Annotated in this window: 19 protein-coding genes; 4 read left to right on the top strand and 15 right to left on the bottom strand. The window is 26.2% G+C overall.

Annotated elements, in window-relative coordinates:
• Positions 1-199: 199 nt before the first annotated feature.
• Entirely contained in the window at positions 200-934 is a 735-nt protein-coding gene (locus AC4FRL_RS02275) for an HAD-IB family hydrolase (protein ID WP_491138434.1), read from the bottom strand.
• Between the two features lie 177 nt (positions 935-1,111).
• On the opposite strand from AC4FRL_RS02275, the gene AC4FRL_RS02280 reads away from it, so the two are divergent.
• Complete coding sequence (locus AC4FRL_RS02280) at positions 1,112-1,639, top strand: ECF transporter S component (RefSeq protein ID WP_491138435.1); 528 nt, start codon at positions 1,112-1,114, stop codon at positions 1,637-1,639.
• 81 nt (positions 1,640-1,720) lie between these two features.
• Here the strand turns inward: AC4FRL_RS02280 and AC4FRL_RS02285 are convergent, their stop codons facing one another.
• The 13 genes from AC4FRL_RS02285 to manA all read right to left on the bottom strand — a co-directional run bounded on the left by AC4FRL_RS02285 (position 1,721) and on the right by manA (position 13,370).
• Positions 1,721-2,473, bottom strand: coding sequence for an exodeoxyribonuclease III (locus AC4FRL_RS02285; protein ID WP_491138437.1), 753 nt, complete (start codon positions 2,471-2,473; stop codon positions 1,721-1,723).
• A 231-nt stretch (positions 2,474-2,704) separates the two neighbouring features.
• Positions 2,705-3,127, bottom strand: coding sequence for a GNAT family N-acetyltransferase (locus AC4FRL_RS02290; RefSeq protein WP_491138438.1), 423 nt, complete (start codon positions 3,125-3,127; stop codon positions 2,705-2,707).
• Between the two features lie 179 nt (positions 3,128-3,306).
• The gene (gene pyrE, locus AC4FRL_RS02295; protein WP_491138440.1) at positions 3,307-3,888 is read right to left on the bottom strand and encodes an orotate phosphoribosyltransferase; all 582 of its coding nucleotides are present in this window, start codon (positions 3,886-3,888) and stop codon (positions 3,307-3,309) included.
• Positions 3,889-3,925: 37 nt separating this feature from the next.
• Positions 3,926-4,825, bottom strand: coding sequence for a dihydroorotate dehydrogenase (locus tag AC4FRL_RS02300; protein WP_491138441.1), 900 nt, complete (start codon positions 4,823-4,825; stop codon positions 3,926-3,928).
• Between the two features lie 19 nt (positions 4,826-4,844).
• Entirely contained in the window at positions 4,845-5,585 is a 741-nt protein-coding gene (locus tag AC4FRL_RS02305) for a dihydroorotate dehydrogenase electron transfer subunit (protein ID WP_491138442.1), read from the bottom strand.
• Between the two features lie 24 nt (positions 5,586-5,609).
• Positions 5,610-6,473, bottom strand: a complete 864-nt coding sequence (pyrF, locus tag AC4FRL_RS02310) for an orotidine-5'-phosphate decarboxylase (protein ID WP_491138444.1) — start codon at positions 6,471-6,473, stop codon at positions 5,610-5,612.
• Positions 6,474-6,482: 9 nt separating this feature from the next.
• On the bottom strand, positions 6,483-7,682 hold the full coding sequence (locus tag AC4FRL_RS02315; RefSeq protein ID WP_491138445.1) for a dihydroorotase: 1,200 nt from the start codon (positions 7,680-7,682) through the stop codon (positions 6,483-6,485).
• A gap of 21 nt (positions 7,683-7,703) precedes the next feature.
• A complete protein-coding gene (locus tag AC4FRL_RS02320; RefSeq protein ID WP_491138447.1) occupies positions 7,704-7,862 on the bottom strand; it encodes an aspartate carbamoyltransferase in 159 nt (52 codons plus the stop codon).
• 3 nt (positions 7,863-7,865) lie between these two features.
• A complete protein-coding gene (gene pyrB, locus AC4FRL_RS02325; RefSeq protein WP_491138449.1) occupies positions 7,866-8,789 on the bottom strand; it encodes an aspartate carbamoyltransferase in 924 nt (307 codons plus the stop codon).
• A 276-nt stretch (positions 8,790-9,065) separates the two neighbouring features.
• On the bottom strand, positions 9,066-9,845 hold the full coding sequence (locus AC4FRL_RS02330) for a serine hydrolase (RefSeq protein WP_491138450.1): 780 nt from the start codon (positions 9,843-9,845) through the stop codon (positions 9,066-9,068).
• A gap of 183 nt (positions 9,846-10,028) precedes the next feature.
• Complete coding sequence (locus AC4FRL_RS02335) at positions 10,029-11,129, bottom strand: 6-phosphofructokinase (protein ID WP_491138452.1); 1,101 nt, start codon at positions 11,127-11,129, stop codon at positions 10,029-10,031.
• A gap of 197 nt (positions 11,130-11,326) precedes the next feature.
• Positions 11,327-12,241 carry an undecaprenyl-diphosphate phosphatase gene (locus AC4FRL_RS02340; RefSeq protein WP_491138453.1) on the bottom strand — a complete coding sequence of 305 codons (915 nt, stop codon included), beginning with the start codon at positions 12,239-12,241 and terminating at the stop codon, positions 11,327-11,329.
• Between the two features lie 151 nt (positions 12,242-12,392).
• A complete protein-coding gene (manA, locus tag AC4FRL_RS02345; protein ID WP_491138455.1) occupies positions 12,393-13,370 on the bottom strand; it encodes a mannose-6-phosphate isomerase, class I in 978 nt (325 codons plus the stop codon).
• A gap of 257 nt (positions 13,371-13,627) precedes the next feature.
• Between manA and AC4FRL_RS02350 the strand changes: the two genes are divergently transcribed.
• The 3 genes from AC4FRL_RS02350 (at position 13,628) to AC4FRL_RS02360 (ending at position 16,132) form a co-directional block, all read left to right on the top strand.
• A complete protein-coding gene (locus AC4FRL_RS02350; RefSeq protein WP_491138456.1) occupies positions 13,628-14,983 on the top strand; it encodes a MurT ligase domain-containing protein in 1,356 nt (451 codons plus the stop codon).
• A 17-nt stretch (positions 14,984-15,000) separates the two neighbouring features.
• The gene (locus AC4FRL_RS02355) at positions 15,001-15,732 is read left to right on the top strand and encodes a type 1 glutamine amidotransferase (protein ID WP_491138457.1); all 732 of its coding nucleotides are present in this window, start codon (positions 15,001-15,003) and stop codon (positions 15,730-15,732) included.
• 196 nt (positions 15,733-15,928) lie between these two features.
• Complete coding sequence (locus AC4FRL_RS02360) at positions 15,929-16,132, top strand: hypothetical protein (protein ID WP_491138458.1); 204 nt, start codon at positions 15,929-15,931, stop codon at positions 16,130-16,132.
• A 9-nt stretch (positions 16,133-16,141) separates the two neighbouring features.
• Here the strand turns inward: AC4FRL_RS02360 and AC4FRL_RS02365 are convergent, their stop codons facing one another.
• The gene (locus tag AC4FRL_RS02365) at positions 16,142-17,038 is read right to left on the bottom strand and encodes a DUF2156 domain-containing protein (RefSeq protein WP_491138459.1); all 897 of its coding nucleotides are present in this window, start codon (positions 17,036-17,038) and stop codon (positions 16,142-16,144) included.
• Positions 17,039-17,257: the final 219 nt, after the last annotated feature.

Below are 17,257 nucleotides of genomic sequence, written 5' to 3' on the forward strand. Positions count from 1 at the left end.
CCCATAAATTTAAATAAAGTTTTCATTATTATTAAGAGATTTTTTTGAATTTATTACTTTAAAATTAAGGTGAAGAGGAATATTTACGAATAAAAATATAATATATATTTTATAATATTCTGAAATATACAAACTATTTTTAAGCTATAAAAAGTATTTCCTCGTATTTTTCTATAAAAATACGAATGTTAAATTTAGTTTATAAAAGTTTTAAGTTATTTATATCAAGGTCATATGTTACATCTTTTCTTTCAACTATTACTTTAATTTTTTCTTTTATACATTGGCTATTAAGAACCTTTGTTATAAGCTCTCTTGTAGGATTAATAGCATAGGGAATTCCTACATTTTTAAACATTGTAAAATCTCCTGAAGTATCCCCATAGGCATAGCTATTTTCTAAATCTATATTATATTTTTCTTTAAGTTCTAAAATAGCTTTTTCTTTACTTTCAGAATCCCACATAGGTATTATATCTCCATTATAAGTTTTATTTTCATCAAGCTTATAGATAGTTCCTTTAAAATCATTCATATGATATTTTTGAGACATTTCCTTCACAAGTTCATAAGGAGAACCTGAAATAGCTATAACTATATGCCCTTGTTCTTTATGCCATTTAATTCTTTCTCTAGTAAAGGTATATACTCTATCACCTTTTTGCTCTATTACTTTTTTAGCTATATACTCTATATGGTGATTACTTATACCTTTTATAGCCTCTGTATAAATATCTACCATCTTAAGCAAGTATTCATCATATCCACCTTGTCTTTTATCCCATTTTAAAAAAGCAGGACGAACATCTTTATACCATTTAGTTTCATCTGCTAATTCATATTTAATTATTTTTTTAAAAACTTCAGTTATAAGTCCTTCTCTGTAAATAGTTCCATCAATATCAAAAAAAGCTGCTATATTTTTTTCTTTCATGTTTCAAACTCCTCTTCTGTAAAATTTCTATATTATGTATTATTTAACAGTATATCATAAATATATAAATTTTAAAGGTATAATTTTTATAAAAATGAAAATTGTACCCATACATTTGAAAATGTTATTATAGTAATTTAATATATAATTATATTTTGCTTTTGGAGGTATAAAAATATGAATGCTACTAATAAATTTCACAAAAGTATTTTTACAGCACTAATGATTGCTATAATATTTATATCAGCAAATTTAATAAAGATACCTACATTAGGTGGTTTTGTACATTTAGGAGATTGTATGGTACTATTATCTGCAGCACTTTTAGGAAAAAAATATGGTGCTTTAGCAAGTGGTTTAGGTATGGCTCTTGTAGACCTTTATAGTGGTTATATAATTTGGGCACCTTTTACCTTTATAATAAAAGCTTTAATGGCTTATATAGCAGGAGCTATTTTAGAACATAATCACAGAAAAAATTATTTAGTTCCTTTTTTAATTTCAGGAGTTTTTATGGTTATAGCTTATTTTATTTCAGGAGCAATAATTGCACTTTTCTTTACTTCACATACAAATACTCTAATAGGAGCCTTAGTTTATTCAGCTAAGGATATAATAGGTAATATAATTCAAGTAGGAGTAGGAATAGTTATAGCTATACCACTTTCTAAAATTTTATGTAAGCAAGAAAGTTTTTTTAACTAAATATAAAGTCTTATTTCAAGTTTATAAAAAACTCTCTAATCAATAGTTAAAATAATTTATTGATTAGAGAGTTTAATTTTTTTATTCTAATATTAATTTAACAGGACAATGGTCAGAACCTAAAATTTCAGTATCTATTGAAGCTTCCTTAACCTTATCTTCTAAATCCTTTGAAACTAGGAAATAATCAATTCTCCATCCTGCATTGTTTTTTCTAGCATTAAATCTATAAGACCACCAAGAATAAACTCCTTCTAAGTCTGGGTTTAGGTAACGGAAAGTATCAATAAAGCCACTTTCTAATAATTTTGAAAACTTATCTCTTTCCTCATCAGTAAATCCAGCATTTTTTCTATTTGTTTTAGGATTTTTTAAGTCTATTTCTTTATGAGCTACATTTAAATCTCCACAAACTATAACAGACTTTTTAGAGGAAAGTTCTAAAAGATAGTTTCTAAAATCATCTTCCCATTCCATTCTATAATCTAATCTAGCAAGTTCACTTTTAGAATTTGGAGTATATACAGTTATCATAAAGAAATCCTCAAATTCTAAAGTTATAACTCTTCCTTCCTTATCATGTTTTTCCATATTTATTCCATAAAAAACATTTAGAGGTTTTTTCTTTGTAAAGATTGCTGTTCCCGAATATCCTTTTTTTTCAGCATAGTTCCAGTATTGATAATATCCTTCTAAAGCTAAATCTATTTGTCCTTCTTGTAATTTTGTTTCTTGTAAGCAAAATATATCAGCATCTTCAGAGTTAAAATAATCTAAAAAACCTTTTTTAACACAAGCTCTTAAACCATTAACATTCCATGATATTAATTTCATTAAAATTCCTCCTAAATTCAATATATAAATTATTCTAATAAAATTCTAATTAAATAAAGTTTATATTTTTATAATTTAATTATATATTATATTTTAATAGAAAACATAAAATAAATCATTTTATAATTAAAAATAAATATTATTTAATAAAGCTTTAATTTTAAGAAGAAGAGGACTTTATAAAGTTAAAAATAAAAGAGCACATAAATTTTATGTACTCTTTTATTTAAATTATTCTATATAATTTACAAAGGCTACTCCATTATAGTCATCAATTAATTTAAATCCAATATTTTTATAAAATTCGATAGAAGAATCTTTATCTTCACTAATTAAAATTTTTTGTTTAACATCTCTATATTCTTTAAGGGCTGAGTAAAGAAGTTCCTTACCAATACCATTTCCTTGATATTCAGGAAGAACTAATATATCTTGTATATATATAATAGTTAACCCATCGCCAATTACTCTAATAAGGCCTATTAACTTATCACCATGCCAAGCAGAAATTATCCTTAATGAGTTTTTAAATGCATTTTCTAATCTTTCTAAGTCTTCAGTATAATCAAACCATCCTGCACTTTCATATAAGTATGAAATGCTTTTTATATCCTTAATTAAATCTTTTTTAAAAATAACTTTATCTAACCCCATAATACCTCTTCAATTTCAAATAAAATAATATAATAAAAAAAACATATATTATAATTAATTATAAGTAATAAAATGGAAATAATCAATTCCTTTAGACAAAATTCAAAAAAATTTTAGTCTATATTCTGTAATAAAAAATAAAAGCTTTAGCTTTATTTAAAGCTAAAGCTTTTATTTTTTTATTTAATGTTTCTACTTCCAGGTTTTACATAAGGTATTCCTTCTTTACACATTGGGCAGTTTTCTGCATCAAAGGTTTCTATATCAAGCTTTATTGAACTAAACATTGGAAAATCAGTAACCTTCTCTGAAGTTCTATCTACTATACAAACTACAGCTACAACTTCTCCACCTTGTTCTTCAATGACTTTAGCTGCTTCTTTAAAACTTTTACCTGTAGTTACAACATCCTCTGTTATTATTACTTTTTGTCCTTTTTCTATAGTGAAGCCTCTTCTTAAAGTCATTTCACCATTTTCTCTTTCAGTAAATATTGCAGGTTTTCCTAATTGTCTTCCTAATTCATAAGATACTATAACTCCACCCATAGCAGGTCCTACAACTAAATCAAAATCTATATCCTTAATTTGATCTGCTACAACCTTTAATACTTTTTCAGCTTTCTCTGGATATTTTAATAATTGAGCACATTGACAATATCTATTTGAATGTTTTCCTGATGATAATAAAAAATGTCCTTCTAATAATGCTCCAACTTCCTTTAATGTATCTATAACCATAGCATCTGTATTTTTTTTCATTTTTAATTCCTCCAAAACTTTTCTTTATTATTTAGTACTATTTTATACAACCTACAATTTCACTAATATTTTTTAATCCTTCTTTTTTACAAAAACTTTCTAAACCTTCTATTATTTCTTTTCCAGCATTAGGATTTACAAAATTTATTGTTCCTATTTGTATAGCACTTGCACCTGCCATCATAAATTCTATAGCATCCTCTGCATTAGAAATTCCTCCTAAACCTATAACAGGAATATTAACAGTCTTAGAAACTTCGTGAACCATTCTAAGAGCTATTGGTTTTATAGCTGGTCCTGAAAGACCTGCATAAGTATTATTAAATACAGGCTTTCTATTTCTTATATCTATTGCCATACCTTTTAAAGTATTTATTAAAGATATTGAATCTGCACCAGCCTCTGCACAGCTATAAGCCATATTGCATATATTTTCAGCATTTGGTGATAGCTTTACCATTAAGGGTTTATTACATATTTTCTTCACCTTTGAAACAACTTCATAAGCTATATCTGATTGTATTCCAAAAGCCATTCCTCCAGATTTTACATTTGGACAAGAAATATTTAGTTCTATCATATCTACTTTTTCTTTATTTAAAAGAGATACTGCTTTTTCGTAATCTTCTATAGTAGCTCCACCTACATTAGCTATTATCTTTGTTCCTAACTTTAGCATTTTAGGTAATTCTTCTTCTATGAATTTTTCTACACCAGGATTTTGAAGTCCAACTGAATTCATTATTCCTTTAGGAGTTTCATATATTCTTATGCCTTCATTACCTTCTCTTTTATTAAGAGTTAGTCCTTTTGAACTTATTCCTCCTAAAATACCAACATCATAAAAGTTATTGTATTCTTCACCAAAACCGAAGGTACCTGATGCTGCTATAACAGGATTTTTAAAATCTATTCCATTTATAACTGTTTTTAACATACTTTAAATCCTCCTAAAATTAGAATTCAACTTCTAATCCATTAAATACTGGACCATCTTTACAAGTTCTTTTGTTTCCTTTTTTTGTTTTGCATGTACATACTAAACATGCTCCTACCCCACAAGCCATATGCTTTTCCATTGAAACATAGACCTTTACATTTTCTTCTTTACACATTTCAACTACCTTCTTCATCATTATTTCCGGTCCACAGCATAATACTGTATCATAATTTTGAAGAGGAATAATTTCAGTTACAAAACCCTTGTATCCATATTTACCAGTATTTGTTGAAATATTTACTTCATCTACATACTTTTTAAAATCTTCTATTAAGTAGATATCCTCTCTAAATCCACCATAAAAATCTACTTTTATATTCTTATTATTTTTTTTAAGAGATTTTGAAAGTTCTAAAAGAGGTGCTACTCCTATTCCACCACCTACTAAAGCAACTTTTCCATAATCTTTTGTTACATCAAAGCCATTTCCTAAAGGACCTATTATTTCTATTTCATCTCCAGAAATCATTTTTTTCATTTCCTTTGTTCCAGTACCAACAGTAGCATATACAAAGCGAACCTCTTTGCCATTAACTTCACAGACACTTATAGGTCTACCTAAAAATGTCTTAGGGGTTTTTATCATATAAAATTGCCCTGCATTTATTTTTGCTTCATGTTCTACTACTAATGAATATATACCTTCTACTAACTTTATATTTTCTTTTACTTTACCTTTAAAATATTCCATAGCCATAATCTGTCCTCCCAAGTATTTTAACTATTTTAAAATTGCTTCTCTTATGCTATCTCTCATTAAAATTGCTTCTTTTCTAGCACACTCTGCAAAATTTTTACTATCATCCATATTTTTATAAGCTAACAATATTTTCCTTGAGGAATTAACAATACCGCCATTTCCATTTTTTAAATAAGATACTACATCTTCAGCAGTTCCCCCCTGTGCTCCATATCCAGGTATTAAAAATGGTGTTGTGTTTAGCTTATTTCTCATTTCCTTTGCTTCTTCTTGGTGAGTACAACCTAAAACTGCTCCTATTGAACTATACCCATGTTTTCCTAAATATTTTTTTCCAAGAGAATTAATTTTTTCTCCTACTACTTCATAAACCCTATCTCCCTTAGAATCCTTTAAGTATTCTATATCTACAGCACCCTTATTTGAAGTTCTTACTAAAACAAATAGTCCTTTTTCATTTTTTTCTAAATAAGGTAGGTAAGGTTCAATACTATCTAATCCCATATAAGGATTTAAAGTTATAAAATCACTTTCAAAATCTCCTTCAAAATGAGCTTTAGCATACATTTTTGCTGTTGCAGCTATATCTCCTCTTTTAATATCAGCTATTATTAAAGCTTTTTTTTCTCTTAAATAATTTAAGGTTTTTTTATAAGCTTCTAATCCTTTAAGGCCTAAAGCTTCATAATAAGCTATTTGAACTTTAAAACAAGCTGAAACATCTAAAGTTGCATCTATTATTTCCTTATTGAAAGCAAATAGCATATCTCCTTCATTAGAAAATTTATCTTTAAGCTCCTTTGGTATATAATCTAAGCTTGTATCTAATCCAACACAAACTACTCCATTTTTTTCTACCTTTTCAAACAATTTATCAGCTATCATATATACCTCCTAAAATTCGCTTTTATAAACTATTTTACCTTCTTTTATTGTAGCTACTACATCTCCATAAAACTCCATTCCATTAAAAGGTGTGTTTTTACTTTTAGAAACTATATCCTCTTCTTTTAATAATCTTTTTTTATTTAAATCTAAAAGAACTAAATCTCCAATAAATCCAGGTTGAAGTCTTCCTTTATTTATATTTAATAATCTTCCTGCATTTCCACTCATTAATGCACTTAATTTATTTAAACTTATATTATTTTCCTTAACTAACTTTGTATAGCAGATTGAGAAAGCTTGTTCAATTCCTATCATTCCAGGAGCTCCTTTTTCCTTATCTTCCTTTGAATGGGGAGCATGGTCTGTTCCTATACAATCAACATAATTTAATTTTATTGCTTTTATTAAGAAATTTACATCTTCTTCTTCTCTTATAGGAGGATTAACTCTATAATTTATATTCTCATTATTTAAGGATAAGTGATGAGGAGTTACCTCGCAGGTAACTTTAACCCCCTCATTTTTACCTTCTATTATATATTTCATAGCTTCTTTAGTACTTACATGAGACATATGAAGTTTGCAATCTACAAATTTAGCTAAAGCTATATCTCTCCAAGTCATCATATTTTCAGCTAATCTCATATCAATCTTTGAAAATTCAGGGCTTTCAGCATGAGACATTACTATCCAATTATTATCTTTAGCAATTTTCATTGCATCTAACATAACTTTAGAATCTGAAACCCCTTTTCCATCATCAGTAATAGCTTTAACATTTTTATCATTTTCAAATTTTTTTAGATGGTCTATTTCATTTCCTAGTAAATTTTTTGTAATAGATACTGTTTGATATAAATCTACTAAACCTACTTCTTTTCCTTTATTAACAACATAGTCTAAAATCTCTTTAGAACTACATACTGGTTTTGTATTTGGCATTAAAGTTACAGTTGTATATCCTCCTCTAACTGCTGCTTTAGAACCACTTTCTATATTTTCTTTATACTCAAATCCTGGATCTCTAAAATGTGCATGAGTATCTATAAAAGCGGGCATTAAAACTAAGCCTTTACCTTCTAAAATATCACACTCTTTACTAAGTTCAGTTCCAAGTTCTTTAATTAAACCATTTTCTATATATATATCACCAAAAAAATTAGTGTTTTCATCTATTAAATTTACGTTTTTTATTAATAAGTTCATCTTAATTTGTGTCCTCCTAAATTATTGAGCCTTAAAAGTATTTTCTGCATTGCAGTAATCACAGTTATAAATATGATTTTTCTTGTCCACTAAAGTAAAGCTTTGAGGAACATATTTTTCAAATTGAGTTATGCATCTTGTATTTTTACATTTATGATTTTTAATTTCCTTGTTTTTCATTTTTTAAGCCTCCCCTAAAAGTTTTGCCATTAAAGCCATTCTTACATACATACCACATTTAGCTTGTTTAAAGTAAAAGGCTCTATTATCTTCATCTACTTCGTAAGTTATTTCATTTACTCTAGGAAGAGGATGAAGAACCATCATATCACTTTTAGCTTTTTTCATTTTTTCTTCATTTAGTATATATACATCTTTTAGTCTTTCATACTCATTTTCATCTACAAATCTTTCTCTTTGTATTCTTGTCATATATAAAATATCAGCTTCTTTAATTCCCTCTTCTAAGCTTGTTATTTCTTGAAACTCTATATTATTATTTTCTAATATTTGTTCTCTAATATAATTTGGGATTCTAAGTTCAATTGGAGATATTAAGATGAATTTATTGTTTTTATATCTTGAAAGTGCTTTTATAAGAGAATGCACTGTTCTACCGAATTTTAAGTCTCCACATAATGCAATTGTATTTCCATCTAGGTTTCCTCTATATTCCTTTATAGTAAGAAGGTCTGTTAAAGTTTGAGTTGGATGTTGATGTCCTCCATCACCAGCATTTATAACTGGAATATCTGAATACATTGAAGCGACCTTTGCAGCTCCTTCTAAAGGATGTCTCATTGCTATAATATCTGCATAGCAGTTAATTGTTTTTATAGTATCTCTTAAAGATTCTCCCTTAGCAACAGAGGAAGAGTTAGGCTCTGAAAAACCTATAACTTGTCCACCTAATCTAAGCATTGCAGCCTCAAAAGATAATCTTGTTCTAGTGCTTGGCTCATAGAAAAGAGTAGCTAGAATTTTACCATTGCATATGTTTTGATATTTTTTGGGATTTGTCATTATTTGATGTGCTAATTTGAATATTTCATCAAATTCCTCTATTGAAAAATCTGATGGGTCTAATAAATGTCTGTTTTTTAACATAAAATTTCACTCCTTTTTAACCTCTCTGTGTTAATTTAAAGAAGAAAAGCTATATAATTTTATGAAAAAAAGTCTTCCTATTTATAAGGAAGACTTTTCATGTATAAATAAATCTCTTTAGATTATAATTCAAACTATATAACTTCCTTATTGACCTCTCTGGATCAAATTTAAAGGTTATTTTATTTAGCTAAACATTAGCTATTCTTATTGTGCTTATAATACCATATTAGAAATTTTATGTCAATAATATTTTTATAATTGCTATTTAAAATATTAATGCCAATTATTCATTATAGAGTCCCACGCCATTTTACCTGACTTTGCTAAGGTAACTGTTCCGTAAACTGAATTAGGTATTCCACTTGACATAACGGTAAAAGCAAAATTTCCTTTTTGAGTATGAATTAAGGCTGTATCGTTTTCAACTCCTTTTTTATCTCCAGTTTTACTTGATATATCAAACTTAAGATTATCAGGAATATATAAAGCTAGTTTATTTTTTATTTGTTGTCTTGTAAGTATATCTATAAGCATTTGAGAGTTTTCTTTACTTAAGAAAGTACCTTCACTTAATTTTTTCCAAGCTAAGGTTAAATCATAAGATGTTGTATAATTTTCTATATCAGCTTTAAAATTTCTCTCATCGGCAGTTTTTCTATTAAGTTCAGTATTTTTCATTCCTAAATCTTTAATAGTTTTATTTATTTTATCCATTCCAATTAAGTCTATTATTTTATTTGTAGCTGTATTATCACTCTGTATTAACATAGCTACCATAAGTTCAAATACTGTATATTCTCTTTCAAAAAATTCATGAATTATTCCTGTGCCATATACTTTATCAGAACTTTCTATTTTAATTTTATCTAGAAAATTAATTTTTCCCTCTTCAACTTCCTTTATAAGAGCTATAGCTATAGGTAATTTCATGCAACCTGCTGAAATCATTTTAACGTTTTCATTATAACCATAAGTATAACCACTCTTTAAATCTTCAAAGAAAAAGCTATACGAACCGATTCTGCCCTCTAAATATTTTTGAACTTCTTTCATAAATACCCACCAGCTTTCTTTTAATGTTGCTTTTTATGTTGCCTTGTTTAAAGTGTATCATATTTTCAGAAAATTTTGAAGTATTAATTGTAAATTTTTTCTTGTTAATATTCTTATGTTTAAGAGTGAAAATAAAAAAAACCACCAATTATAATATTGGTAGTTTTTTATTTTTTTATTATACTAATCAGCAAAAGAAATTCCTATGCTCTTAGCAGTTTTTACTAATTCTCCTTCAGGGTCTACATTTTTTGTGTTTCCAATTACCTTTTCTAAACTTTCATAAGAAATTTGATTTCCTTTTAAAGTAACCATATTTCCAAATAAATTTTCATGTATAAGTTCTACTGCCTTAACTCCATATTTAGTTGATAAGATTCTATCATAAGTAGAGGTATTTCCTCCTCTTTGTATATGACCAAGAACAGTACTTCTAACTTCATGATTTTTTATAAGTTCTTCTAAATCATTAGCTATCTTATTAGCTATACCTCCAAGTCTTATTGGGTCTGGACTATCTTTAACTATTTTAGATACAACAACCTCTCCATCTTTAGGTTTTGCTCCCTCTGCAACTACAATAATTGTAAATTCTTTACCAAGGGCTTCTCTTTCTTTTACTTTTTCTACTATTTTATTAATATCGTAAGGTATTTCAGGTAATAATATTACATCAGCAGAACCAGCAATTCCTGATTCTAAAGCAATCCAACCAGCATTTCTTCCCATAACTTCTAAAACCATTACTCTATGATGGGATTCTGCTGTAGTATGAAGTCTATCTAAAGCTTCAGTAGCAATTTCAGTAGCTGTATTAAATCCAAAAGTTACATCAGTTGCTAATAAATCATTATCAATAGTTTTAGGAACTCCTATTACATTAACTCCTTTTCTTGCAAAATCTCTTGCAGAGGTTAGTGTTCCATCTCCTCCTATAACAACTAAAGCATCAACACCTTCTTTTTTTAAGTTTTCTACACCAACATGAGAAACATCTTTTTTTACTAGATTTCCATTTTCATCTTCAACTTGGTAATCAAAAAGATTATCTTTATTTGAACTATGAAGAATAGTTCCTCCTCTATGAAGTATTCCTGACACAGTATCAAGGTCTAATTTTATAAAGTCATTATTGTAAAGTCCTCTATATCCAAATTTATACCCTATAACTTCATATCCATATTTTAATATTGCAGCTCTAGTAACAGCTCTTATTACTGCATTTAATCCTGGACAATCTCCACCACCTGTTAGTAAAGCTATTTTTTTAATTGGTTGCTTCATATAAAATCCTCCCCCTATAGAAAATCAAAGAATAGTTTGTAAGTTTTTTACAATAACTTTAAGTAAATAATATCATATAATGGAAAAATTTTAAAGTAAACTTATTTTAAAAATTTAGAAAATTAATACAATTTATCTTAAATTTCTTATAAACAAAAAGACAAGGAAAAAATTCCTTGTCTTAATTTTATTTCTTATTAATTTATAACTTTAGTAAATATTAAAACGGCTAATAATATACCAGCACATATTCTATATATAGCAAAAACTCTCATAGGTTTTTTCTTTAAGTAATTTATAAATTTATCTATAACTACTAAAGAAACTATAAAAGCTACTATAAAACCTAAAATTAAAGAAATCCAATTTGTTAAATTCATTTGAGAGTAATCAAATTTAAATAAGTCTAATCCAGAAGCTCCAACCATAGCTGGTATTGCTAAAAAGAATGTAAATTCAGTAGCAACTGTAGTACTTAATCCTGCAATCCAACCTCCCATAATAGTTGAGGCACTTCTTGACATACCTGGCCATAATGATAAACATTGAAAACATCCAACTAGTAAAGATTGTTTAAAAGTCATTTTATCAATATCTTTAACTATTTTGCTCTTTTTAGCTTTTTTTCTAAAATAGTTTTCTATAACTATAAGTAATATACCACCTACTATAAATCCTACAGCTACTGTTTTTGTTGAAAATAAGTATTCTTTAATTTCATCATGAAATAAAAGACCTAAAATAGCAGCTGGTATAGTTCCTATAATTACATTTATACCAAATTTAAAACCTGTTTGTGATTTTGCAAGTCTATTTTCATATTTTCTTTTATTTCCTGAAACTTTTAATCCTATAAATGAAAATATGTAGCTTAAAAACTCAACAACTGAGCTGCTTATTTTTCTCCAATATAATACTACAACAGCTAAGATTGCACCTAATTGAATAACAACTTCATACATTTCAGGAAATCCACCTGATTGTGTATTAAAATGGATAAGGTCTCCTACAAGAATCATATGTCCCGTTGATGAAACAGGAACAAATTCTGTAAGCCCTTCAACAACTGCAATTATTAAAGACTTAACTATAAATAAAAAATCAATTCCCATATCTACACTCTCTTTCTAGTATTTAAGTTTTACTTTTTTATTATAATTTTAATAGATATATTTGTCCATATTTATAGGATTAAAAAAAGTATGTAAAACCCTTATATTTAAGCTAGTTTTACATACTTTTAACAAAATAAATTAATTAAATTTAAGATTTAACTATAGAAATAATTTCTTCTTCAACTGCGCCTTCTTTTGGAACATAACTTTTTAATAAAGTAATATCACCTTTAATAGAATATTTTCCTAAAGTAGCTGGTATAAAAATACTATCTCCTTTTTTGATAGTTAATTCACTATTTTCTGAAGTTATAACTCCCTTGCCTTCAACACAAGTGAATATGAAGAATCTTTCAACATCACTTTCTTCTTCACATATGCCTTTTATTTCATATTTTTCTAAAGAGAAGTATTCGCATAATGAAAGGTAAGTTTTATCATATTGATCATATGAAACCTTTAATCCTCTAGCTTTCTCTCCTTTTAGTGAAAAGTCTATGCAATCTAAAGCTTTTTCTACATGAATTTCTCTTCCTCTATTATAGTCATATACTCTGTAAGTTGTATCACTATTTTGTTGTATTTCAGCTATTATAACTCCTTCACATATAGCATGAACTAGTCCACTTCTTACAAAGAAAGTATCTCCTTTTTTAACCTTTACTCTATTTAAATATTTATCAAAATCTCCAGTTTCTATAGCTTTTACAAACTGTTCTTTAGTACAATCTTTTGTTCCTACTATTAAACTAGCACCTTCAAAAGCTTCAACTACATACCAAATTTCAGTTTTTCCAAGCTCTCCTTCAACTCTCATTCCGTACTCATCATTTGGATGAACTTGAACTGATAATTTGTCCTTAGCATTTATTAATTTAATAAGAAGAGGAAATTTTTCTTTTGATATTTTAGTTCCTACTAAATCACTTCCTAATTTATCTATTAATTCATCAAATCTTAATCCCTTATATTCACCATTTTCAACTATACTCATTCCATTTTCATGACAGGCAACATCCCAAGTTTCTCCTATCATTCCCTCTGGCATATTATCTCTAAAAAGTTCAAAGTCTCTTCCACCCCAAACTTTATCATAATATAAATTTTCAAATCTTATTGGATACATATAGTATTCCCCCTAGTCTAATTTATTTTTATAATTAATGCTACTTATTAATTATATCCTTCTTAATATATAATACAATATTTCTACATATATTGCATTGTAAAATTTCTAGTATGTTTATAATAAATTTAATTAAATTTATATAAACAGAAAATTATAATTAACTATTAATTAATTACTATATTGGTAATTTAAATAGTTTATGCTATACTATAATAGTTTAAGAAAATTTAAAAAAAGCAATTAATTATAAGGTGGTGTTTAAAATAGCTATTAAATCTTATATAAGCATAATCTTATCTAAAATGACACAGGTTATTTCAAAGAAAGTTTTTAAGGGTGGAACTAATTTTCCAGGTAAAGTAGCTTTAAAATTGGATAGAGATATATTAAAGGTAGTTTCTAAAAATTATAAAGTTATTTTAGTTACAGGAACAAATGGAAAAACTACTACTACTTCAATGATATATAATGTTCTAAAAGGTAATGGATTAGATGTTATAACAAATGCTACTGGAGCAAATCTATACCCTGGTATAGTTAGTACTTTTGTAGCAAATTACAAATTCTCTTCAAGTAAAGAAAGATATGCAGTTATTGAGGTTGATGAAGCAAACTTAAAATTTATAACAGATTATATAACTCCTGAAATAATAACTGTAACAAATCTTTTTAGAGACCAATTAGATAGATATGGAGAGGTATATACTACTTTAAATAAAATATTAGAGGGAGTTATAAAGGTTCCAAGTACTACTCTTCTTTTAAATGGTGATGAATCTTTATTAGGAGGATTAGATGTTAAAAATCCTAAAGTTTATTATGGATTTGAGGTATCTCCAAATAAGAGTAAGGATATAGAGATAAATGCTGATGCTAAGTTCTGTAAATTCTGTAAAGAACCTTATTCTTACAACTTTATAACATATAATCATCTTGGAAGTTTCTATTGTCCTAATTGTGGATTTAAAAGAGAAAATTTAAAATATAAGGTAGAAGAAATAGTAGAACTTACTCCTGAAAGTTCTAAGGTAGTTATAAATGGTAGTCTATTTACCATAACTCAACCGGGAACTTATAATATATATAATGGATTATGTGCTTATTCAGTTGCGAAAGAATTACATATTAAAGATGAAGTTATACAAAAGTCATTCTCTAGTCAAAGTTCATCTTTTGGAAGACAGGAAACAATAAAAATTGGAGATAAGGAAGCTAGGATTATATTAGTTAAAAATCCAGCAGGATATAATCAAGCTTTAGATACACTTTTATTAAATTCAGAAAGTTTTTCTGCTGCCTTTTTATTAAATGATAATTATGCAGATGGTAAGGATGTTTCTTGGATTTGGGATGTTGATTTTGAAAAATTAAATTCAATTGAATTAAATGAGATATTTATATCTGGTATTAGAGCCTATGATATGGCTGTAAGATTAAAAATTGCTAACTTACCTATTGATAAATTTTTAATAAGAGAAGATTTTGAAGGATTAACAGAAGCAATTAAAAATTCTAAAGAAAATAAAGTTTATATTCTTGCAACTTATACAGCTATGATTAATTACAGAAAGTACTTACATTCCAAAGGTTATATTAATAAACTTTGGTAGTTAAAGGAGAGATTTATATGGAGCTAAATATATGTCATTTATATCCTGATTTGCTTAATGTTTATGGAGATGTAGGAAATATTTTAATATTAAAACATAGAGCTGAATTAAGAGGAATAAAGGTAAATGTTATAAACATCTCTATGGGAGATAAATTTAATAAAGATGATTATGATATAGTATTTTTTGGTGGCGGACAAGATTTTGAACAATCTATAGTTTCTGAGGATTTATTAACTTTAAAAAGAGAAGGATTAAAAGAATTTGTTGAAGAAGGAAAAGTTCTTTTAGCTATTTGTGGTGGATATCAACTTTTAGGAAATTATTATACTGCTCCTACTGGTGAAAAAATAGATGGATTAGGAATTTTAGATATATATACTGAAGGTGGAGATACTAGATTTATAGGTAATACTGTTATTTATAATGAAGAATTTAAGGAAACTTATGTTGGTTTTGAAAATCATTCTGGTAGAACTTTTATAGGTAATCTAAAGCCTTTAGGTAAATGTGTTCATGGTCATGGAAATAATGGTGAAAGTGGATATGAAGGATGTATTTATAAAAATACTATTTGTACTTATTTTCATGGTTCATTACTATCTAAAAATCCAGAATTAGCAGATAGAATATTAACTTTAGCTCTTAGTAATAAATATTCTAAGGTATCTTTACAGCCCTTAGATGATAATTTTGAATTAAAGGCTAAGGAGATTATGATAAATAGACTTAATAGTTCTGATAAATAATATTAAAGTGGAGTTTTTCTCTGCTTTTTTATTTTTTATTTAATAATCATTTAAGAGTATATTATATAAGAATATTACTTAAATTAAATATTTTACTTATTATGTTATAATAAGTATTTACTCTTTAAAATTTCCACTTATTATTTTTAAAATATGACATAAAATAATATCAACTTAATTTTAAGGAGGTTTTTTATTGGATAATTTAAATAAAAATTTAAAAGAAGAAGTAAATAATAAAGTAAAAAGCGCACTTAAAGCTAAAGAATACCTTAATTACGCTATTGATACTGTAAAAAAGGAAGAAAATAAAAAATTAATAAATGATACTTTAAATAATCTAAATAAAACTTTAAATGTAGCAAAAGATTCATTAAATGAAATAAAAAAAATAAAATGAGGATTATCCTCATTTTATTTTTACTAAGAATTTTTTTTCTAAAAATACAGGGTTATATTCTAGTTTTGATTTTCTAAGATTTACTAATCCAAGGTCCTCCTCTCTATTTACATATAATCCTTTAAAGTCTAAAGTGTTTAAAAATTCCTTATTAATAAATGCGTAAATACCTTTAAACTCTCTAAAGCATTTTTCCATATGAATTATATAAATATTATTATTAAAATTTTCTCCAATACTCATTCCAATTAGCTTATTATCTACATAAACTCTAATTGATTCTATATTTAAATTATTAAAGTTAAAAATTAGATTTTCACAAGCTTTTATTTCTTCAAAGGATATAGAAGTTTTTTTAGTTAAAGAAAACCATTTTAAAAGAAATTCTAAAGCTTCCTTTATTTCTTTTTCATTAAAATTTTTAGAAAGCTTAATTTTATAATTATAAAGTTTTTTAAATACATTGTATTTATTTCTTTTTTTATTGAAATTTTTTCCTTGTAAATACTTTAAGTCATCTAATTTATAGATATAATCAAAATTATCTTTTTCTTCTTCATATATTAAGTTTACTCCGTATATTAGTTTTAATTTTTTTAAAAATTTAAAGGATACATCACCAAAAAGCCAATTATTATTTTCTTGTTTCTGAATATTTCTTAAGAATTCTATTATTTTTTCTAAATTATAATCTTTAATATTATCTATAGGCTCCATAAAAAAATTTCCTAAAGTCTTGTCATATTTTTTCAAAATAAAAGTATTATCTAATATATCATATTTTATTTTATTATATTTTTGCCACATTATAAGGGTAACAAAGGAGTATTCACAGCTTAAAAATTTTTCTTTTAACAAATGTTTTTTATAGATATCTTTATCTTTTATAGTTATGTTTTTAAACATTGTTTTCCTCTACTTTATAATTTATTAATATATAATATGAAAAATAAATCAAAGATGTATATTTTTTCAACTTAATATATTATAATTAAATAAGGTTAATATAAAATTTACAATTAAAAACTTTTTACCAATAAATTAAAATTATTTGAATAAAGAAATTTATGTAAAATCTACACATTTTATTTATATTTATTTGTTAGTTTATAATTAAATATCTAT

Source organism: Clostridium sp. TJA032 (assembly GCF_058310275.1).